This window comes from Nocardia arthritidis, assembly GCF_011801145.1.
In the GTDB taxonomy this organism is placed as follows: domain Bacteria; phylum Actinomycetota; class Actinomycetes; order Mycobacteriales; family Mycobacteriaceae; genus Nocardia; species Nocardia arthritidis_A.
On record NZ_CP046172.1, the window covers coordinates 3,372,980 to 3,391,891 of the forward strand.

The window sequence follows — 18,912 nt, forward strand, 5'->3', positions numbered from 1 at the left end:
CGCCCGGTGCGTCTCGGTGGCCAGCGCGTCGATGCCCGTTACGACGGGCGGGATCACTGACCGGCGCGGTCAGGCGAGCGAACAGCCGAATGCCGTTATCGCGACGGCGATTTCGATCACGGCGCCGAGCACGTCGCCGGACAGTCCGCCGAACCGTCGCACGCAGTGCCGGACGATCACGACCGTCACCGCCAGTCCGGCGAGTACCGCGACCGGTCCGGCCCAGCGGTGCTCAGGTACCGCGAAAAAGGCTACGGCCGCGGCGAATACGGCCCAGAGCGTGCCTGTCGTCGCCCGCTGTGTTCCGGCGACCAGCGCGCCGAACCCGGCATCGGGTGCGGACTCGATGCCCCGGCGGCAGGCCAGCACCACCGCGACCCGTCCGGCCGTCACCGCGAGCGCCACCGCGAACCAGCGCCGCTCATCGGCCAACGCCGCGAACGAAAACGCTTGCACCCCAACGGCGAATACGATGGCCGCCACCCCGAACGGCCCGGCCCCACCGCTTTTCATGATCTCTCGCGCCCGCTCCGGCGGACCATACGACCCCAACCCGTCGGCGGTATCCGCGAGACCGTCCAAATGCATTCCGCGCGTGACCAAAGCCAGCGCCCCGACCACGAGCAACCCGGCCAACGACGCGGTCGCCCCACCCCACCGCAACAACCAAAGCAACCCCGCCGCCCCACCCCGAGCAACCCTCCAACCAAGGGCGCCAACGCAATAGCCCGCCCCGCCACCACCCGATCGACCTCGTCCGGCCCCCGCACCGGCAACACCGTCAGCCACGACAGCACCAACCGCACCCCGTTCACGCCGCCCCCTCGCGCGATGTTCCGGCCGATGGTGCCGAAGCAACCGCCCGCCCGGCCATCGCCGAATCTGTCTGCTCCGGTTCTTGTTCCGGTGATTCTGACGGCCGCGGCGGTGTCAGCCGGACCGCGTTCACGCTGTGTCCTCGCGCGGTGCTCGGGCCGGGTGCGCCGAGGCAATCGCTCGCCCGGCCATTGCCGAATCTGTCTGCTCCGGTTCCCGTCCCGGCGATCCTGACGGCCGCGGCAGTGCCAGGACGCACCGTGTTCACGCTGTGTCCTCGTGCGGTGCTCGGGCCGAGGGTGCCGAGGCAATCGCCCGCCCGGCTATCGTTCGAATTTGTTTGCTCCGGTTGCTGTCTCGGCGATTCTGGTGGCTGCGGCAGTGCCAGCCGCACGGCGTTCACGCTGTGTCCTTGCGCGTTGCTCGGGCCGAGGGTGCCGAGGCAATCGCCTGCCCGGCCAACTCTCGGGAACCGCTGGTAAGGAATTCACCGGTGTGGCCCGGCAGCGCGGCACAGTGAGTCATCGCCCTGTTGCTGTCTGGACGAGAGGAGCCGGCGCGCCGGTCATTTCTGGAGTTCGACGCCGGAGTCGGCTGGCTCGGTGGCGGCGGTGCTGACACCTGCTTCGGCGAAGGTGGCCATTTCGGTGAGGGTGGCGACGGCGGCGCGGAGGATGGGGAGGGCGGTGAGGGCGCCGGAGCCCTCGCCGAGGCGCATGCCGAGGTCGATGAGCGGTTCCAGGTCAAGGTGTTTCAGTGCCAGGGCGTGCGCGGGTTCGGTGGAGCGATGGCCGGCCAGCCACCAGGCCTGCGCGCCGGGCGCGAGATCCGCGGCGAGGACGGCGGCCGCGGCGACGACGACGCCGTCGAGGATCACCGGGGTGCGGCGGGTGGCGGCCTGTGCGAGAAATCCGGCCATGGCGGCGAAGTCGGCGCCGGCGGCGACCCGGAGCAGTTCTACCGGATCCTTGGCGACCGGGCGGGCGCGGCGCATCGCATCCCGGATCGCCGCGACCTTGCGGATCCAGCCCGCGTCGTCGATGCCGGTGCCGCGGCCGACGGCGGCGACCGGTTCGGTGCCGGTGCGGGTGGCGATGAGAACGGTGGCGGGTGTGGTGTTGCCGATGCCCATATCGCCTGCGATCAGCAGGTCTGCGCCCGCGTCGATCTCCTCGTCGGCGATGGCCCGGCCCGCGGCGATGGCGGCGTCGACCTCGTCGGCGCGCAATGCGTCCTCCCGATCGATCGAACCGCTCGACCGGCGCACCTTGTGCGCGCTGACCCGCGGGTCGGTGTCGGCGTCGACCGAGATATCGGCGACCCGCACGGTCGCGCCCGCCACCGCGGCCAGGGTGTTCACCGCGGCGCCGCCGCCGAGGAAGTTGGCGACCATCTGCGCGGTCACCTCGCTCGGGTACGCCGAAACCCCTTGGCGCGCAACGCCGTGATCCCCGGCGAAGACCACGACCCTGGCCCGGGCGAACTGCTTGGGCGGGCAAACGCCCTGACAGGCCGCGACCCAGTTGCCGAGCACCTCCAACCGCCCCAGCGACCCATCGGGTTTGGTCAGCTGCCCCTGCCGCTGTTCGGCCGCCACCCGCACCTGCGCGTCCGGTGGCGCAACCGGTCCGAATCCGCTTGTCACAATCGAGCCTTTCGGTAGAGGCATTCGCCGCTCATTCTCCGGCCCAATCTTGCCCGCCCCGCCCGCCGGTCCGCACACCACCCGCGCGGGTGGAGATTCGGTGATGCGCGCAGGTGCCCGGCCACCGCATGAATGCTTCGCTCCGGCCGACGCGCCGAACGGGTGAACGGCGAGTCGAGCGGTCGGCGATGGAACTGCCGCAAGAGCATCTCGGTAGAGCGATCTCTGCGGCTGCGCCGGACCGCGCTCACCCATCGGACGAGTTGCCTATGCGGCTACCGCGGCTTGTCGGCATCGCGTCGACGCAGTAATCAGCCTCGATCCAAGGCGGATGGATGGTGTCAACGGAAGTGCCCGCCCGGCATACACGTTCGCCTGATGAACTGTCGGGGTAGCTGTCTTCAGCCCGTGCATGGCCGGAGCGGAGCCGAGGCAGTCGGAGACGAATACGCACCGATACGAATCGAACTCGCGGTCGGCAGCCCAGCACGGACGAAACCGCAGGCGTTCCCGGCCGGTCGGGTGCAGTTGCTACCGTGCAGAACGTGTCGGACAGCTCCGTAATCCTGCGAACACTCGTCCTCGGTGGCGCGCGCTCGGGCAAGTCGGGATATGCCGAGCAGCTCGCGTCGGATGCGGGACGCCCGGTGCGCTATCTCGCCACATCGGTGCCCGATCCGGCCGATACGGATTTCGCCGAGCGCATCGCCGTGCATCGCGCGCGCCGCCCGGCGGATTGGACCGTGGTGGAAAGCGCCGATCCGGCAACGGTTCTCGCGGACGCTGCCCCGGTCACCCTGATCGACGATATCGGCACCTGGCTCACCGCCCGCATAGATGCGCGTGATGCTTGGGAGCTACCGCGCGGCACCGTCGCGCCCGAACTGGACGCGCTGGTGCGGGCGGTCGCCGACTACCGGGAACGCCTCATCATCGTCAGCCCGGAGGTCGGCATGGGTGTTATCCCATCGCATCGCTCTGGGCGGCTGTTCCGCGACGAGATCGGCGGGCTCAATCAGCAGCTTGCCCGGGTCTGTGACGAGGTCTTCCTGGTGGTCGCCGGAATTCCGATGCATGTCAAGTGAACTCGGCCCGGCCGGATGTTCCCGACTCGCGCCGGGCACCGTATAACGCGACCTGTCACCGCGTGGCGCGCGTCGACCAGCCGCGCGTACCGGAACGCCGATAGTGCGGGACTCGCGTCGGCCTGGACGGACAATTTCGGCCGTAAACAGCGAAAACTAGGCAAATAACAGCCGATACTGTCCGCTCAGGCCGGATACGGAACCTCGGCGTTCACCCCGAATCGCCGCCGATACTCCGTCGGCGCGATGCCGACGAGGCGCTGGAAGTGGTGGCGCAGCAGCGCGCCGGAGCCGAATCCGGAGCGTCCCGCGATCTGCTCCAGACCGAGGTCGGTGTCCTCCAGCAGGTGTTTGGCGAGCAGTACCCGCTGGTTGGTTAGCCATTTCACCGGTGTCGTCCCGGTTTCGGCGGCGAACCGGCGGGCGAAGGTGCGGGTGGACATGGCGGAGCGGGCGGCCAAATCCTCGATGGTGTGCGGGAGTTCGAGGTTCTCGCCCATCCATTCCAGGGTCTGCACCAGGCTGTCGGTTGTGCAGGCGGCGACCGGGCGTTCGATGAACTGCCGCTGCCCGCCGTCGCGCTGCGGCGGCACCACCATGCGCCGGGCGATGGCGTTGGCGACCGAACTGCCGAGTTCCCGGCGCACCAGGTGCAGCGCCGCGTCGATGCCCGCCGCGGTGCCCGCGCTGGTGATCAGGTTGCCGGAGTCGACGAAGAGCACATCGGGATCGACGGTGGCGAGCGGGAATTGTTCGGTGAGTTTGTCGACGTAGCGCCAGTGCGTGGTGACCTTCTGCCCGTCGAGCAGGCCGGCGTGCCCGGCCAGGAAGGCGCCGGAGCAGACGGTGAGCACGATGGCGCCCGCGTCGGCGGCGGCGCGTATCGCGTCGATCACCCGCTGATCGGGTGGCAGTCCGTCGTCGTAGTAGGCGGGGATGCCGATCAGATCGGCATCGGATAGTGCGTCCAGTCCGTATTCGGGGGTGACCGACACTCCGGGACTGGTACCCGGCAGCGGCACACCTGGTTCGGCGCCGCAGACCTTGAAATCGAATACCGGCAGGCCATCCGAGCTGCGGTCGAGACCGAACACCTCACAGAGGACCCCGAATTCGAACATGGCGACCCGTCGGGAGAGCACGACGGCGACCTTCGAGAGCATGCCAACAGTGTATATGGCAGCATATTTACGAAGTGTGGCATTCCTGCCACTTTCGGCGGGAACTCGACGGGCGCAAAATTACTGCCATGATTGCTTTCCTGCTCAGCTTCGCCGTCATCGTCGGATTCGCCGTCATCGTCACCCACTACACCGCGCGCTTCGGCTCCAGCGACATCGTCGACCGGGATGCCCAGCGCCGCGACCACGACCTCACCGTGCTGCTGGGCCGCACCTCGCACAGCTGATGTGTGACGCGTCCGCGTGCCGATGCGGACCGACGAGCGACCGACTACATCCACCGAATATGAAAAGATCCGTGCCCGAACGGCAACGATCACGCTTCGTGAGCGTCCCGCCGTTCGGGCACGGACTGTTTCGAGCTCGGTCGAGATGGCGAAACTACACGGCCTCGCCGGGGCTGACCCGGGGCTTGGGCGCCCGCATCTTCCTGATCTGCGAGGCCCGCACGAACGCGTACCAGCCGAGACCGAATCCGGCGTCGGTGGTGTCGGGGTAGCGCTCGCGCACCCGGTTGTTCACGATCCGGCCGAGGATGACGCCCTCGATGATCATGAACAGCATCATCACCAGCATGGCCAGCGTGACGATCGTCTGCAGCGCGGGCGCGACGAACATGGACAGGATCAGTACCAGCGCCATCGGCATGAACAACCCGACCAGGTTGCGCCGCGCGTCGACGAGGTCGCGCACATACGCCCGGACCGGACCCTGATCGCGCGGCAGCAGGTACTTGTCCTCGCCCGCGAGCATTCTGGCCCGGCGGTCCTGCGCCGCGGCGCGCCGCTCGGCGGAGGCGGCCTTGCGCTCCTCGCGGGTGCCGCGCACGGCCTTGCGCCGGGCCCGCGCCTCCTTGGCGGTCATCGGCGCCGGAGCGACCGGGCCGCGCCGTTTGCCTTGCGCCTCACGGCGTTTCGGGGTTGGGCGGCCCTTGCCCGGGGTGACGGTGGTGGTCCGACGAGTGGAGCCTGCGGCGGAATCATCGTCCACGACCGCCGTCGTCTCGGCGGTCGCGTCGGTGGTGCTGGACTCGCCGCGACGGAACAATTTCACGCGACCAGGCTATTCGATGCCGGACGAGCGACGAAATGCGCATCGCCCGCGCCCGGTGCGCGAGCTCACCCGGGCCGCTTCGTAACCCGCCCTCGGTGGTGGCAAGATGGGAATAGCAGCTCGCCGAGTGGTGTTGACCGACACGACCCGTGCGCTGTTCACGGGTTGACCACAGGTGTCCCTTTAGGAGAGTTCATGACTGTGCAGAACGAGACCGCCACCCACGGTGTGACTCTGACCGATGCCGCCGCCGCCAAGGCGAAGGCGCTGCTGGATCAGGAGGGTCGCGACGACCTGGCGCTGCGGATCGCCGTGCAGCCCGGTGGTTGTGCCGGCCTGCGCTACCAGCTCTTCTTCGACGATCGCACGCTGGATGGCGACCTCACCGTCGATTTCGGCGGCGTCAAGCTGGCCGTGGACCGGATGAGCGCCCCCTACGTGCAGGGCGCGTCGATCGATTTCGTCGACACGATCGAGAAGCAGGGTTTCACCATCGACAACCCGAACGCCACCGGTTCCTGCGCCTGCGGCGATTCGTTCAACTGATCCGCTGTCCTCGTGGGCGACCCGCTCTCCTCGTGGGTGACCCATGCTCATGGGGAGCATTCGCCTAGCTCGTTTCGCTCGTATCTTGTGGGGGCGAAGCCCCCACACCCCACCCGGCGGGGCTCCGCCCCCGGACCCCCAACCGGCCCTCGCCGTAGCGGTGATCGGGCCGGTATTGCTGTCCGGACCGCGCCGGGATCCCTTGACTGGCAGCTGGGATCTCTTGACTGGCAATAGCGTCGAGCCCGTGTCGAGTCCGGTGAGCTACGGTTAGGTCGGGATGTCAGTCCCTTTCTTCTGCCGTCTGTCGCCTACCGTTGAAGGGCTCAGCTCCGTGTCCATCGCCGTTTCCGCGTCCATCGCGACCGACCATCTCATGCGCTTTCCCGGCCGGTTCGCCGACGCATTGCTGGCTGACCAGCTCGACCATGTGTCCGTGAGCTTCCTCGTCGACGATCTGCAGATCCGGCGCGGTGGTGTCGCGGGAAATATCGCATTCGCCATGGGCGTGCTCAACCGTAACCCGCTGCTGGTCGGCGCGGTCGGCGCGGATTTCGCCGACTATCGCGCCTGGCTCGAGGAGCACGGTGTCGACTGCTCCGGCGTGCGCATTTCCACCAAGGCGCACACCGCGCGCTTCATCTGCACCACCGATGACGATATGGCGCAGATCGCGTCGTTCTATCCGGGCGCGATGAGCGAATCCCGCGATATCACCATCGGTGAACTGGCCCAGGCGCATTCGCTGGATCTGGTGCTGGTCGGCGCCAACGATCCGGATGCCATGCTGCTGCACACCGAGCAGGCGCGCGAGCTCGGCATCCCGTTCGCCGCCGACCCGTCCCAGCAGCTGGCCCGCCTCGACGGTGCGCAGGCGCTGCGGCTGATCGACGGCGCCGCATACCTTTTCACCAACAAGTACGAGCTCGGCCTGCTGCTGCAGAAGACCGGCCTGAGCGAGGCCGAGATCGCCCAGCGGGTCGGCATCCGGGTGACGACGCTCGGCAAGGACGGTGTCCGCATCGTCGACCGCGACGGCACCGAGGTGCACGTCGGCGTGGTGCCCGAGCGGGAGCGGGTGGAGCCCACCGGCGTCGGTGACGCCTTCCGCGCCGGCTTCCTCACCGGTCACACCGCGGGGCTGAGCCTGGAGCGGTCCGCGCAACTGGGTTCGCTCGTCGCGGTGCTGGTGCTGGAGACCATGGGCACCCAGGAGTGGACGCTCAACAAGGACGAGGCCCTGGAGCGCCTCACCGCCGCCTACGGCGCGGATGCCGCCGCCGACATCAAACCGCTGCTCTGATCCGAGCCGCTCCGATACGAACTGTGCCCCTGAGCCGAAAAGCTCAGGGGCACATTCATATCCGGGTCAGAGCGAGATCGGGTAGGTCGGCTCCTTGATATCCGGCTTGATCCGGTTCTCCACGAAGATCCCGTGCCACACCATGAACACCAGCAGCGTCCACAGCCTGCGGCTGTGATCGACGCGCCCGGCGCGGTGCTCGTCCAGCATGCCCTTGACGGCCGCCTTGTCGAGCAGGTGATCGGTCTGCGATTCGGCGATCTGCTGCTGGGCCCAGTCGTGCAATTCGCTGCCGCGCAGCCAATGCCGCAGCGGCACCGGGAATCCCAGCTTCGGCCGGTGCAGCACGTGGCCGGGGATGATCTCCTCCAGCGCCTGGCGCAGCGCGTATTTCGTGGTGTCCTTGGTGAGTTTCTGGTCGACGGGCAGTCGCTCGGCGACCTTCAGCACCTCGGAATCCAGGAACGGCACCCGCAGTTCGAGCGAGTTGGCCATGGTGATCTTGTCGGCCTTGACCAGGATGTCGCCGCGCAGCCAGGTGAACAGGTCCAGATGCTGCATGCGTGCCGTCGGGTCCCAGCCGCGCGACTGCTCGTAGATGGCGGCGGTGACGTCCCGGTGGGTCCATTCGGGCCGGAAATCGCGCAGCACGGCCCGCAATTGGGCGTCGTCGAAGTTGCGCGCGTTGCCGTAGTAGCGCTCCTCGAGGGTGAGCGAGCCGCGGCGCAGCAGGCTCTTACCCCTGGTGCCGTCCGGAATCCGGTCGGACAGCTTGCCCGCCAGCCGCCGCAACCCGCCGGGCAGGTATTCGAACGGCTTGAGCGACAACGGTTCCCGATAGATCGTGTACCCGCCGAACAATTCGTCCGCGCCCTCACCGGAGAGCACCACCTTGACGTGCTTGCGCGCCTCCTTGGCCACGAAGTACAGCGGGACCAGCGCCGGGTCGGCCACCGGATCGTCGAGGTACCAGACGATTTCGGGAATGGCCTCGGCGAATTCGGTGGGGGAGACCACCTTCACGACGTGCCGCGCGCCGATCGCCTCGGCGGTCTCGGCGGCCACATCGGCCTCCGAATAGCCCTCGCGCTCGAATGCGCTGGTGAAGGTGATGAGCTTCGGGTTGTGCCGGATGGCGAGCGCCGCCGTCGCGGTGGAATCGATGCCACCGGACAGGAATGCGCCGACGGTGACATCCGCGCGCATATGCTTGGCGACCGAATCCTCCAGTGCCGCGGTGATTTCCCGGATCCGTGCCCGCTCGGTGCCCGGCGCGAACGGACTCGAGCTGTACCGGGGCCGGAAGTAGCGCGAAATCTGCGGTGCGGCACCGGGTTTCACGGTGGCGTAGCTGCCCGATTCGAGGCGGCGAATATCCTTGTGCAGCGTCTCCGGCTCGGGCACGTACTGCAGCACCGCGTAGTGCTCCAGCGCGCGCGGATCGAGCTCCTCGCCGAGGCCGAGCGGGGCGAGCAGTTCCAGCAGGCTCTTCTTCTCGCTGCCGAACGCGGTGCCGCCGGGGCCGGTGGCCAGGAACAGCGGCTTGATCCCGAACGGGTCACGGGCCAGGAACAATTCGCCGGTCTCGGTATCCCAGATCGCGAACGCGAACATGCCGCGCAGCCGTGTCACCACCTCGGGACCCCAGTAGTGGAATCCGGCGACAACCGCCTCGCCGTCGCCCTCGGTCGAGAACATCGAGCCGTCCGGGAATTCCTGGCCGTGTGCCTCGGCCAGTTCCGCGCGCAGCTCCAAGTAGTTGTAGATCTCGCCGTTGAAGGTCAGCGCGTAGCGTTCGCGATTCGCCGCGGGACCCCAGCGCAGCGGCTGATGGGAATGCTCGATATCGATGATCGAGAGCCGGTTGAAGCCGAAGATCATATGTTCGTCGTGCCAGGTGCCGCGCTCGTCCGGGCCGCGATGCCGGACGCAGTGCAAGGCGTGATACACCCGCTCCACGACGTCATCGGTTGCCGCGTCAGATGTCAGGAATCCGAGCAGTCCACACACGGCGTCGGCAACCTCGCTTCTCCGGTCGAGCCCCGGGTCGGCGGGGCATCCAAATGTCTTGGTGAGTGCACATCGTTGTCGGCGCATGGGTGCGCGCGCCCGCGGGCCGAAATGCTGTGTCCGAGTATGCCGCACGCGCCGGATTCGTGCCCCGGAGGATGGCGTCGCGACGGCAAATCGCAGGTGGCCGCGTCGGGTTGCGGATCGGCGGAGTGTCGAATGCGACCCGACGTCAAACAGGGCGCCGGTTTGGTCTACGCTGCGTAGTACTCAGGTCATTCTTAGGAAGCGCATGTCTTCCGGAGGGCTGGCCTGAAACGTGCTTAGTACGTGTCGGCGGGCGTTCGCGGCCCGCCGATGCAATGTCGGAATGTGTGGCGACCAGGAAGGCGTGAGCGTGGCGCACAAGGCGAGCGAAGAGATCGGGGCACGACCCGTCAAGGGTCGGCGGGGCCGCATCCTTCGGCGGGCCGGGCTGGCGGTGTCCTTGGGGATCACCGCGGTGCTCGTCTCGGGCTGCTCGATCGACAATGTTTGGCTGCGGTTCGGCTGGCCCTCCGGTGTCACCCCGCAGGCCACCCGGATGCGGGAGCTGTGGACCTACTCGGTGCTCGCCGCGTTGGCCATGGGTGTGCTGGTGTGGGGTCTGACCTTCTGGACCGTCACCTTCCACCGCAAGAAGGCCGATTCGCCGGAGTTCCCGCGGCAGACCGGCTACAACGTGCCGCTGGAGCTGACCTACACGGCGATTCCGTTCGTGATCATCGCGGTGCTGTTCTACTTCACCGTCGTCGTGCAGAACTACGTGCACGAGAAGGTGTCGGACCCGGACGTGACGGTCGACGTCACCGCGTTCCAGTGGAACTGGAAGTTCGGCTACCGCAATGTTGACTTCAAGGACGGCTACAAGTTCGACGGCATCGACAAGGAAAAGGAAGCCGCGAACCAGGAGCAGCTCGAGAAGTACAAGGAGCGCACCGAGGACGGTCACCCTCAGCCGGGTCCCGTGCACGGCAAGCCGGCCAACGACATCCTGTCCTACCTGCACTACGACAAGGTCGAGACCGTCGGCTCCAGCACCGAGGTTCCGGTTCTGGTGCTGCCGACCAACCGGGTCATCGAGTTCCAGCTGGCCGCCGCCGACGTGATCCACGCCTTCTGGGTGCCGGAGTTCCTGTTCAAGCGTGACGTCATGCCGAACCCGAAGGAAAACCACTCGGACAACGTCTTCCAGATCACCAAGATCGAGAAGGAGGGCGCGTTCGTCGGCCGCTGCGCCGAGATGTGCGGCACCTTCCACTCGATGATGAACTTCGAGGTCCGCGCGGTCACTCCGGAGAAGTTCACCAAGTACCTCGACGCGCGCAAGGACGGCAAGACCAACGCCGAGGCGCTCGCGAGCATCGGTGAGTCGCCGGTCGCCACGTCCACCAGGCCGTTCAACACCGACCGCACCACCAAGACCGCGGCCGAGGCAAAGTAAGGACTGATCTGACATGAAGATCGAAGCGCGGATTTTCGAACTGCTCACGGTGTTCTTCGTCATTGTGGCGATCGTCTACGGCTTCTTCACCGGACAGTCGCGCACCGGCGTGGAGTGGGCGGGCACCACCGCCACCGTGCTCACCGCGGGGCTGTCGCTGATCATCGGCACCTACTTCCGATTCGTCGCCCGCCGCCTGGACCTGCGTCCGGAGGATTACGAGGACGCCGAAATCGTGGACGGTGCAGGCGATCTGGGCTTCTTCTCGCCCGGCAGCTTCTGGCCCATCACGCTGGCCGCGGCCGGCTCGGTGACCGCGCTGGGCCTGGCCTTCTTCCAGCTCTGGTTGATCGCCATCGGCGTGCTGTGCGTGCTCGGCGCCGCTGCGGGCCTGGTGTTCGAGTACTACCTCGGTCCCGAGAAGCACTGAGCGTCAGTTTCTTTCGAAGCGCCCCACCGGAACTCCGGTGGGGCGCTTCGTTTTTGCTGGAAATGGGCTTTTCGGCGCCGCGGCCGTCCGCGTTACGGCATGTCAAGGGAGCTGACGAGCAGTAGTATGATCATCCCTGCTCAACGGGGGTTCGGGGGCCGCGGAAAATTGGGGTCCGATTCGAGTGAGCGTGTCGCGCCGGGCTGTGGTTGGATTTCGTGCCATGAGCACGCCGCGTTCCGTTGCCGCCGAAGAGTATCTACCCCGCGACACCGCGGATGTCGTTCGCACCGTTCGGGATTCGCGGGGGCGGGCGGAACGGCTGACGATTGTCGGCGGCGACAACGTCGACGACGGGTTCGCGCTGCCCGATCAGCGCACGGTGGTGTCGCTGCGCCGGATGAATCAGGTGCTGGATATCAACCTGGGCCGTAAGACGGTGCGCGTGCAGGCCGGGGCCAAACTGTCCGATATCGATCGCAGGCTCGGCGCGCACGGGCTCGGGCTGCCGATCGTCGGCGACCACCGCGATATCACCGCAGGTGGTTTCGCCTCCGTCGGTGGGGTGAGCACCGCATCGCACAAGTACGGCCTGTTCATCGACCGGGTCGTCGATCTGGAATACGTCGACACCGACGGGCGGATCGGCACCTGCGGCCGCAACCACCACACCGAGCGATTCCACCGGATCCTCGGCGCGGGTGGGCGCGCGGGCATCATCACCGCGCTCACCCTCGACGTGGTCGAGGTCGACAAGGAGCACACCTGGTTGACCACCGACGCGGACCGCTTCCTCGACTTCGATTCGTTCGTCGAGCACGCGCACGCGCAGATCCTGCATCCGGGCACCGCCTCGCTGCAGGTGGGCCGCTGGGTGGACACCGCACCGCTCAAGGTTTCCCGCCCGGTCGGCACCGGCAATATCCAGCTGGGCACGGTGCGGTTCGGTCAGTGGTCCAGTCTGCACCCCACCACGCCGACCCGCGGTCTGCGGGCCCGGCGTGAGGCGGGCACCAGGACCCGTAAATCGTTGGGCGCCATCGCGTCCGCCGCGGGCGGCCGCGCGGGTATGCCGGTCCGCAACGCGGCGGCGGCCGCGCTGATGTTCGCGCCCAAGGTGCTCACGCTGCGCGATGCCGAATACCTCGCCGACACCCAGCTCAGCTCGTCCGAGCGTGGGCCCGCCTACCGGGTCGGCGTTTTCGCGCCGCTGTCCAACTACGCGTCGGTGTTCTACCGGCTACACGACCTGTTCTCCGGGCACCGGGAGCAGACCGGCTGCTTCACCGTCATCTCCGCGATGACCTACGGTGTGCGGTCGCCGTACCTGCGCGAGGAGGCCGCGGCGCGCGGGATTCCGGGCGAGGAGCACGGGCTCATCACCTTCACCTGCCGGTTGCGGCCGTCCGCGCTGCCCTCGGAGCTGTTGCGGGACATCGTTTCCGGGATCGATGAGATCTGCCGGTCCGAACACGCCATGCGGTACGAGTCCGGCGATTAGACTGCCATCGTCGCCGGAAGGTAGCGGCGGCGATTCGGCACTGTCGGCGGGGTGTCGATGCGTTTGTCTCAGCTCGTTCGTCCGTGAAGGTTGCTGTGCCGATGCTCGAATTCCGTACCTCGCCGAATCATCGCCGCATCGAACCCGTGGAATCCATTGCGGGTCTGCGCATTCTGCTCACCGACGCCTGCTCCGGCGTCGGCCGTGCCACCGCGGCGCTCCTCGCGTCGCGCGGTGCGCGGCTGTTGCTGGTGGGTCGGCGCGGGGACCGGCTCGTCCCGCTATCCGAGGAACTCGGTCGGGTCGGCGCGCAGGTGCACTGGTGTCGCTGCGATATCGCCGCACTGGGTGACGTCGATCAATTGACCGATTGGGTGCTGCGCGAATTCGGTTCGGTCGATGTGCTGATCAACAATGCCGGCCGGCCGCTGTGCCGCCCGCTCGCGCAATCCGTCGACCGCTTCCGCGACTACCAGCGCACCATGGCCGCCGAATATTTCGGCCCGCTGCGCCTCACCCTCGGCCTGCTACCCGCCATGCTCGCCGCGGGCTCCGGACAGGTGATCAATGTCGCCCCCGAAAATACCGGCCCCACACCGAATTTCGCGCCGTATATGAGCGCGCAGGCGGCGTGGACGGCATTCGCCGAATGCGCGGCCGCCGAACTGTCTGCGCAGGGTGTGCAGGTGACCTCGGTGCGGTATGCGGGCGTGTCCGCGGCTGAGGAGCCGGATTTCGGCTTCGACGCTGAAACGGTGGCACGTAAGGTCGCGGCGGTCATCCAAGTGCGGCAGTTGCGGCAGGAGGCGCGGATGCCGCCGGAAGCGGCGCGGGCGGGCGTGCGGTTGTCGCGTGCGTTCGGGTAGTGATCGGTTTGGAGTGGTCAGTGCGTTGAGTGCGTGGTCGCGTCGCTACGACGACGTAATCGCCCGAGCTGGGTGCGGGTCGAGTTGGCATGCGGGGGTGTCGGTTTCGCACCAAGGGTGACGCTGTCCCAGCTTGATCTCCACCGTCGCGTTCATTTTCGGTTTGGTAGCTGATTTCCTGGTGGCGACGTGCCCGGTTGCAGCCGCACCCCGGCTGCGAACCGAGCACACGATGTACGGGGTGTGCACCTTGGAGCCGGGGTGCGGCGTTATCGACGAACGGATAACGGCCGACCGGTCCCGTTTGGTTGGGATGAGACCCCGCTTGCCAGCGCACTGCGTGCCTATCTCTACTGGATCAAAGGTAAATGCAGGGCGGGTGCCGAGTCAGTCGGCCTAGGCGGACAAAATCAGCTGGGATATGCGGAAATCCCGCGGAAGTCGTCTGATTTTGTCCGTTCAGGCCGGATGCCACGGCGCCAGTATGGATATCGGCCTCACCCCGGATGCGAAACCGCACCGCCGCATGCCAACGCACTCCGCGCCTAGCTGGGGCGATTACGTCGTCGTAGCGGCGCGACCACGTTTCGACATGCCGATCCCTCCCGACCGGGACCGGAGCCCGAACCGCCGCGTCCCGTCGCCGAACCTCACATGGCAGGAGTGAGTTTCAGGATCGGGATGACTCGGTCGGTCTTCTCCTGGTACTCCAGATACCGACGGTGCTCGGTGGTGATTCGTTTCCAAGCAGCCTCGCGTTGTTCGCCGGTCAACTGTTCCGCGACGACCCGTAACTTCTTGCCGCCCACCTCGATCCACACTTGGTCCGGATGTTCGACGATGTTGTGGTACCAGCCCGGGTGCTGGAACGATCCGGCCATGGATGCGACGACGAGCCAGCCGTCGCCGTCGGCGAAGCGGGTGAGGGCGACCGTGCGGCGCCGGCCGGTCTTCGCGCCGACGGTGGTCAGGTAGAGCAGGTCCATGCCGAGGTAGCGGTCGCCGAGCAGGCGATGGTAGGGCCGTAGGGCCCGCATCATGACGCGGACGAAGCCATTGGATGAGAACGGGCGCGTACCCCTGGTGCCCGCCGGGGTTTTGCGGATGCTCATGGAGCCAAACCTTTCCGTCGGAACTCGTGCGATCAGCATGGCACCGCGAGATCCCGACGGGCGGAAAACGAAGGCCCCGAACAGGGGTGGTGTTCGGGGCCTTCGCGTCAACCCGGTGGGTGGTGAGAGGTGGCTGACCACCGGGTGACGGGTGCTGTCAGGCGGTATGGCTGCACAGCACCTCGTAGGCGCGTACGGCGTCTTCGGGAAACACCAGTACTCGCCACGGTTTCCGGCCGATCGGGCCCGGCGCCCCGGCCGGGCCGGTGGTCGCGCGGATCCCGTTGGCCCGCAAGAGGTCCCGCACGGTGCGTGCGGTGATCGGGTCGGGCACGGTCGCCGCGGCGGCCAGCAGACCGTAGTCGTCGGCCGGGGGCGCGGATCGGTTGGGCCGCAACATGATCAGTGCCCCTCGCTGTCGCGCCTCTGGTATTCCAGGAGTACGGCCAGCTGCTTGCGTTCCTCGGCATGTTCGATCTCGAAGTGCTTCTCGCTCTCCTGCCGCGGATCGGCCCGCAGGAAGCTGCCGAGACCGGGTTTGCCCGCCGAGCCCAGCTTGTTCATCTTCTTCGGCACCGGAGCCCCCTGGTATGCCAGCGGAATCGGATGCCCGTGCTCGTCGACGGGGCCGAGCGCCTGATGCACCTCGACGTACTCACCGTGCGGCAGCCGCTTGACGAGGCCGGTCTCGATGCCGTGCTCCAGCACCGCCCGGTCGCTGCGCTGCAAGCCGAGGCAGAACCGGTAGGTGATGAAATACGCGATCGGCGGGGCGATCAGCATGCCGATGCGGCCCATCCAGGTGGTGGCGTTGAGCGAAATATCGAACTTCATCGCGATGATGTCGTTCAAGCACGACAACGAGAGCACCAGATAGAAGGTGATCGCCATGGCGCCGATCGCCGTGCGCACCGGCACGTCGCGCGGCCGCTGCAGCAGGTTGTGGGGGGCGTCGTCCTTGGTCAGCTGCTTCTCGATCCACGGGTATATGACGAGCACCGTGAACACCAGACCCATGATCACCGCGACCCAGAAGGCCGAGGGGATCGTGTATCTGCCGAGATAGATCTCCCACGGCGGCACCAGCCGGGCTAGCCCGTCGGTCCACCACATGTAGAAATCCGGTGCCGATCCCGCCGACACCTGCGCCGGGTTGTACGGGCCCAACTGCCAGATCGGGTTGATCTGGAAGACGCCGCCCATCACCGCGAGCACACCGAGGGTGAACATGAAGAACGCCCCCTGGTCGGCGGCGAACACCGGGACGATGCGCGCACCGACCACATTGCGTTCGGACCGGCCGGGCCCCGGGAACTGCGTGTGCTTCTGGTACCAGACCAGCGCGATATGCGCCGCGATCAACGCGAGCATGATGCCGGGGAACAGCAGCACATGCGTGATGAACAGGCGCGGAATCAATACCGTCCCTGGGAATTCGCCACCGAACAGCGCCCAGTGGATCCAGGTGCCGATGATCGGGACGCTCATCGTGATACCGCCCAGCGGTGAACGCAGGCCGGTGCCGGACAGCAGATCGTCGGGCAGCGAGTAGCCGAAATAGCCTTCGAACAAGGCCAGGATCAGCAGCAGCGCGCCGATCACCCAGTTCGCCTCGCGTGGCTTGCGGAACGCGCCGGTGAAGAAGACCCGCAGGCAGTGCAGGATCATCCCGGCCACGAAAAGCAGTGCGGCCCAATGGTGTACCTGCCGCACGAACAGTCCGCCGCGCACCTCGAACGAGATGTTCAGCGAGCTGGCGTAGGCCGCGGACATGTGCACCCCGCGCATCGGCTGATACGCGCCGTCGTATACGACCTCCTTCATCGACGGATCGAAGAACAGCGTCAGGTAGATGCCGGAGATCAGCAGGATGATGAAGCTGTACAGGCAGATCTCGCCGAGCAGGAAGGCCCAGTGGGTCGGAAAGACCTTGTTGATCGAGCGTTTGAGGAATGCGGCGGCCCGGTAGCGCTCGTCGGCTGCGTCGGCGCGCGCGGCCACCTTCGCGCCCGCACTCATCGGTTGATCCCGTATGAACCCAGTAGTTCGAACGGGACCGGCGCGGGGGAGCCGACGGCCCATTTGCCGACCGTCGCCTGTAGGGCCCGTGCCGCCTCGATGGCCGGGAGCGGATTCTCCACACCCTCGTCGAGTTCCAGCAACGCGACGAAATCCTTTGTGCCAGTGACCCGGCCGTAGGTGAAGCGGACACCGGCGGGTGCGGCGGCGTGCAGCGCCTGGAACGCGGACTCGACGGCGGCGGCCACCTCCGCCGCCCCCGCGTCCTCGGTCACCGCGTAGCGGATGATCAGCTGAGGCATCGTCATCTCCTTGTCGATAGAAGTGCTACCGATCCCTTGACGCCCCGGCCGCCGAAAAGGTGACTTCGATTCGGTGTGGCGCCCGTCACCATCGAATTCGCGGTGCGGAAGCGGTACGGCTCGAGCTTGTCGCCGCGGCGATCATCGACAAAGAAATGTTGCTGGATCCGGGAATTCGCGTGTCTCAGCCGAGGCCGATCTGGATCCAGGTCACCGCGAGCCCGATCGCATAACCGGTGAATCCGACGCCGCCGAGCACGAATAACACTGTGCCGAACCGGCTTCCGGCCGAGAGCGCCGGATCGCCGCGCAGCAGCATGAGCAGCGGCACCTGGTATTCGTCGGGGTCACCGAAGTCCGGGAACAGCAGCGCGCCGAACAGTGCGAACCCGTCGGCGAGGAATAGCGCGGGATGGGTGATGTGGGTCGCCGCGAATCCGGCGCCGATCAACGGTCCGAGCACCAGTGCGGGCACCACCCCGAATGACAGCACCGACACCTTCAACAGCCATCCGGTGGCCAGCAGCCGCAGCGCCAGCACGATGGCCACCACCGCGACCTCGATCCAGCCCAAATTCATACCAAGCGTCCTACTCCCGTGTTCCGCGCGCCATACTCGCACAGCGACAGCGGTCCCGCAGGGCAGCATTCCCCGGAATGCGCACGTAGGCAAGGCCGTTCGAAACGAATCCGCCCCGCCGACGAGTGTCGGTGGGGGCGGGAAACTTCGGGGATCGCTAGCTGGCGGCGGTGTCGGGGATGCGGCTGGCCTCGGGGCGGGAGCCGCTCGGCACACCCTTCTTGAGGCTGGCGGCGTATACGTCGACGTACTCCTGGCCGCCCATCTGCATCAGCTCGTACATCACCTCGTCGGTGACCGCGCGCTCGACGAAGCGGTTGCCGCCCATGCCCTCGTAACGCGAGAAGTCGATGGGCTCACCGAATTTCACGGTGACCCGGCGGCGGCGCCAGCGGAACGGTCCGGGCGGGCTCACCTCGTCGGTGCCGATGACCGCGACCGGGATGACCGGAACACCGGTCTCCAGTGCGAGCCGGGCCAGGCCGGTCTTGCCCTTGTACAGGCGGCCGTCGGGGGAGCGGGTGCCTTCCGGGTACAGCCCGACGAGGCGGCCCTCGTCGAGCAGTTTGCGGGCGGCGTTCAGCGCGTCCTCGGCCGCGTCGGCACCGCTGCGGTCGATCGGGTACTGGCCGGTGGCGCTGAAGAAGAACTTCTGCAAACGGCCCTTGATGCCCGGGGTGTTGAAGTATTCGGCCTTGGCCAGATAGTTGATCCGGCGCGGGCTCATCAGCGGCGCGAACAACCAGTCCGCGAACGAGAGATGATTACCAGCCATAATCGCCGGTCCGTCCGCCGGAATGTGCTCCACACCTTCGACCGTCGGCCGATTGTAGAGATGGATGAACGGTCCCAGCAGCACGAACTTCAGCAGCCAGTAGAACATGACGTCCTTCCCCCGGGACCGGGATCGAAGCGGGCACCTGCGTCTGAGGCGACTTTACCGCTGGTTCCAGATCACATCCAACCTCAGGGGCGTATCT

Annotated in this window: 18 protein-coding genes and 1 pseudogene; 8 read left to right on the forward strand and 11 right to left on the reverse strand. The window is 67.1% G+C overall.

The window, feature by feature from the left end; all coding sequences use genetic code 11:
- Positions 1–69 precede the first annotated feature (69 nt).
- Positions 70–815, reverse strand: a pseudogene (locus F5544_RS15065) (adenosylcobinamide-GDP ribazoletransferase).
- A gap of 566 nt (positions 816–1,381) precedes the next feature.
- Positions 1,382–2,461: a nicotinate-nucleotide--dimethylbenzimidazole phosphoribosyltransferase gene (cobT, locus tag F5544_RS15070; RefSeq protein WP_428847144.1), complete on the reverse strand. Its 1,080-nt coding sequence runs from the start codon at positions 2,459–2,461 to the stop codon at positions 1,382–1,384.
- A gap of 545 nt (positions 2,462–3,006) precedes the next feature.
- Between cobT and cobU the strand changes: the two genes are divergently transcribed.
- A complete protein-coding gene (cobU, locus tag F5544_RS15075) occupies positions 3,007–3,546 on the forward strand; it encodes a bifunctional adenosylcobinamide kinase/adenosylcobinamide-phosphate guanylyltransferase (RefSeq protein WP_238847252.1) in 540 nt (179 codons plus the stop codon).
- Between the two features lie 185 nt (positions 3,547–3,731).
- On the opposite strand, the gene F5544_RS15080 is transcribed toward cobU, so the two are convergent.
- On the reverse strand, positions 3,732–4,709 hold the full coding sequence (locus F5544_RS15080; RefSeq protein WP_167473776.1) for a helix-turn-helix domain-containing protein: 978 nt from the start codon (positions 4,707–4,709) through the stop codon (positions 3,732–3,734).
- Between the two features lie 86 nt (positions 4,710–4,795).
- Here F5544_RS15080 and F5544_RS15085 point away from each other — a divergent pair, with 86 nt between their 5' ends.
- On the forward strand, positions 4,796–4,954 hold the full coding sequence (locus F5544_RS15085) for a hypothetical protein (RefSeq protein WP_167473777.1): 159 nt from the start codon (positions 4,796–4,798) through the stop codon (positions 4,952–4,954).
- Between the two features lie 154 nt (positions 4,955–5,108).
- Here the strand turns inward: F5544_RS15085 and F5544_RS15090 are convergent, their stop codons facing one another.
- The gene (locus F5544_RS15090) at positions 5,109–5,717 is read right to left on the reverse strand and encodes a DUF3043 domain-containing protein (RefSeq protein WP_238847448.1); all 609 of its coding nucleotides are present in this window, start codon (positions 5,715–5,717) and stop codon (positions 5,109–5,111) included.
- A 258-nt stretch (positions 5,718–5,975) separates the two neighbouring features.
- Between F5544_RS15090 and F5544_RS15095 the strand changes: the two genes are divergently transcribed.
- Positions 5,976–6,326, forward strand: coding sequence for a HesB/IscA family protein (locus F5544_RS15095; protein ID WP_167473779.1), 351 nt, complete (start codon positions 5,976–5,978; stop codon positions 6,324–6,326).
- Positions 6,327–6,660: 334 nt separating this feature from the next.
- The gene (locus F5544_RS15100; protein WP_167473780.1) at positions 6,661–7,629 is read left to right on the forward strand and encodes a carbohydrate kinase family protein; all 969 of its coding nucleotides are present in this window, start codon (positions 6,661–6,663) and stop codon (positions 7,627–7,629) included.
- A gap of 66 nt (positions 7,630–7,695) precedes the next feature.
- Here the strand turns inward: F5544_RS15100 and asnB are convergent, their stop codons facing one another.
- Complete coding sequence (gene asnB / locus F5544_RS15105; RefSeq protein WP_167473781.1) at positions 7,696–9,639, reverse strand: asparagine synthase (glutamine-hydrolyzing); 1,944 nt, start codon at positions 9,637–9,639, stop codon at positions 7,696–7,698.
- Positions 9,640–10,036: 397 nt separating this feature from the next.
- Between asnB and ctaC the strand changes: the two genes are divergently transcribed.
- From ctaC to F5544_RS15125, 4 genes are all read left to right on the forward strand, one after another.
- Positions 10,037–11,122, forward strand: a complete 1,086-nt coding sequence (gene ctaC / locus F5544_RS15110) for an aa3-type cytochrome oxidase subunit II (protein WP_167473782.1) — start codon at positions 10,037–10,039, stop codon at positions 11,120–11,122.
- Positions 11,123–11,135: 13 nt separating this feature from the next.
- Positions 11,136–11,552 carry a cytochrome c oxidase subunit 4 gene (locus tag F5544_RS15115; protein WP_167473783.1) on the forward strand — a complete coding sequence of 139 codons (417 nt, stop codon included), beginning with the start codon at positions 11,136–11,138 and terminating at the stop codon, positions 11,550–11,552.
- Positions 11,553–11,775: 223 nt separating this feature from the next.
- Complete coding sequence (locus F5544_RS15120; protein WP_167473784.1) at positions 11,776–13,053, forward strand: FAD-binding oxidoreductase; 1,278 nt, start codon at positions 11,776–11,778, stop codon at positions 13,051–13,053.
- Between the two features lie 101 nt (positions 13,054–13,154).
- Positions 13,155–13,919, forward strand: a complete 765-nt coding sequence (locus tag F5544_RS15125; protein ID WP_167473785.1) for an SDR family NAD(P)-dependent oxidoreductase — start codon at positions 13,155–13,157, stop codon at positions 13,917–13,919.
- A 650-nt stretch (positions 13,920–14,569) separates the two neighbouring features.
- Here the strand turns inward: F5544_RS15125 and F5544_RS15130 are convergent.
- The 6 genes from F5544_RS15130 to F5544_RS15155 all read right to left on the reverse strand — a co-directional run bounded on the left by F5544_RS15130 (position 14,570) and on the right by F5544_RS15155 (position 18,815).
- The gene (locus F5544_RS15130; protein ID WP_167473786.1) at positions 14,570–15,031 is read right to left on the reverse strand and encodes a nitroreductase/quinone reductase family protein; all 462 of its coding nucleotides are present in this window, start codon (positions 15,029–15,031) and stop codon (positions 14,570–14,572) included.
- 157 nt (positions 15,032–15,188) lie between these two features.
- Positions 15,189–15,431 (reverse strand): DUF2007 domain-containing protein, encoded by a 243-nt coding sequence (locus F5544_RS15135; RefSeq protein ID WP_167473787.1) that lies wholly within the window; start codon positions 15,429–15,431, stop codon positions 15,189–15,191.
- 2 nt (positions 15,432–15,433) lie between these two features.
- On the reverse strand, positions 15,434–17,050 hold the full coding sequence (gene qcrB / locus F5544_RS15140; RefSeq protein WP_167473788.1) for a cytochrome bc1 complex cytochrome b subunit: 1,617 nt from the start codon (positions 17,048–17,050) through the stop codon (positions 15,434–15,436).
- Positions 17,047–17,352 (reverse strand): hypothetical protein, encoded by a 306-nt coding sequence (locus tag F5544_RS15145; protein ID WP_167473789.1) that lies wholly within the window; start codon positions 17,350–17,352, stop codon positions 17,047–17,049. The genes qcrB and F5544_RS15145 overlap by 4 nt, the downstream gene beginning before the upstream one ends.
- 184 nt (positions 17,353–17,536) lie before the next feature.
- The gene (locus tag F5544_RS15150) at positions 17,537–17,932 is read right to left on the reverse strand and encodes a hypothetical protein (protein ID WP_167473790.1); all 396 of its coding nucleotides are present in this window, start codon (positions 17,930–17,932) and stop codon (positions 17,537–17,539) included.
- A 157-nt stretch (positions 17,933–18,089) separates the two neighbouring features.
- Entirely contained in the window at positions 18,090–18,815 is a 726-nt protein-coding gene (locus tag F5544_RS15155) for a lysophospholipid acyltransferase family protein (RefSeq protein ID WP_167473791.1), read from the reverse strand.
- Positions 18,816–18,912: the final 97 nt, after the last annotated feature.

Bases quoted from the DNA above. Each gene is read 5' to 3' on its own strand.
- F5544_RS15080 (WP_167473776.1), bottom strand. From the start codon at position 4,709: ATGCTCTCGAAGGTCGCCGTCGTGCTCTCCCGACGGGTCGCCATGTTC.
- F5544_RS15085 (WP_167473777.1), top strand. From the start codon at position 4,796: ATGATTGCTTTCCTGCTCAGCTTCGCCGTCATCGTCGGATTCGCCGTC.
- F5544_RS15095 (WP_167473779.1), top strand. From the start codon at position 5,976: ATGACTGTGCAGAACGAGACCGCCACCCACGGTGTGACTCTGACCGAT.
- F5544_RS15115 (WP_167473783.1), top strand. From the start codon at position 11,136: ATGAAGATCGAAGCGCGGATTTTCGAACTGCTCACGGTGTTCTTCGTC.
- F5544_RS15120 (WP_167473784.1), top strand. From the start codon at position 11,776: ATGAGCACGCCGCGTTCCGTTGCCGCCGAAGAGTATCTACCCCGCGAC.
- F5544_RS15125 (WP_167473785.1), top strand. From the start codon at position 13,155: ATGCTCGAATTCCGTACCTCGCCGAATCATCGCCGCATCGAACCCGTG.
- F5544_RS15130 (WP_167473786.1), bottom strand. From the start codon at position 15,031: ATGAGCATCCGCAAAACCCCGGCGGGCACCAGGGGTACGCGCCCGTTC.
- F5544_RS15135 (WP_167473787.1), bottom strand. From the start codon at position 15,431: ATGTTGCGGCCCAACCGATCCGCGCCCCCGGCCGACGACTACGGTCTG.
- qcrB (WP_167473788.1), bottom strand. From the start codon at position 17,050: ATGAGTGCGGGCGCGAAGGTGGCCGCGCGCGCCGACGCAGCCGACGAG.
- F5544_RS15145 (WP_167473789.1), bottom strand. From the start codon at position 17,352: ATGCCTCAGCTGATCATCCGCTACGCGGTGACCGAGGACGCGGGGGCG.
- F5544_RS15150 (WP_167473790.1), bottom strand. From the start codon at position 17,932: ATGAATTTGGGCTGGATCGAGGTCGCGGTGGTGGCCATCGTGCTGGCG.
- F5544_RS15155 (WP_167473791.1), bottom strand. From the start codon at position 18,815: ATGTTCTACTGGCTGCTGAAGTTCGTGCTGCTGGGACCGTTCATCCAT.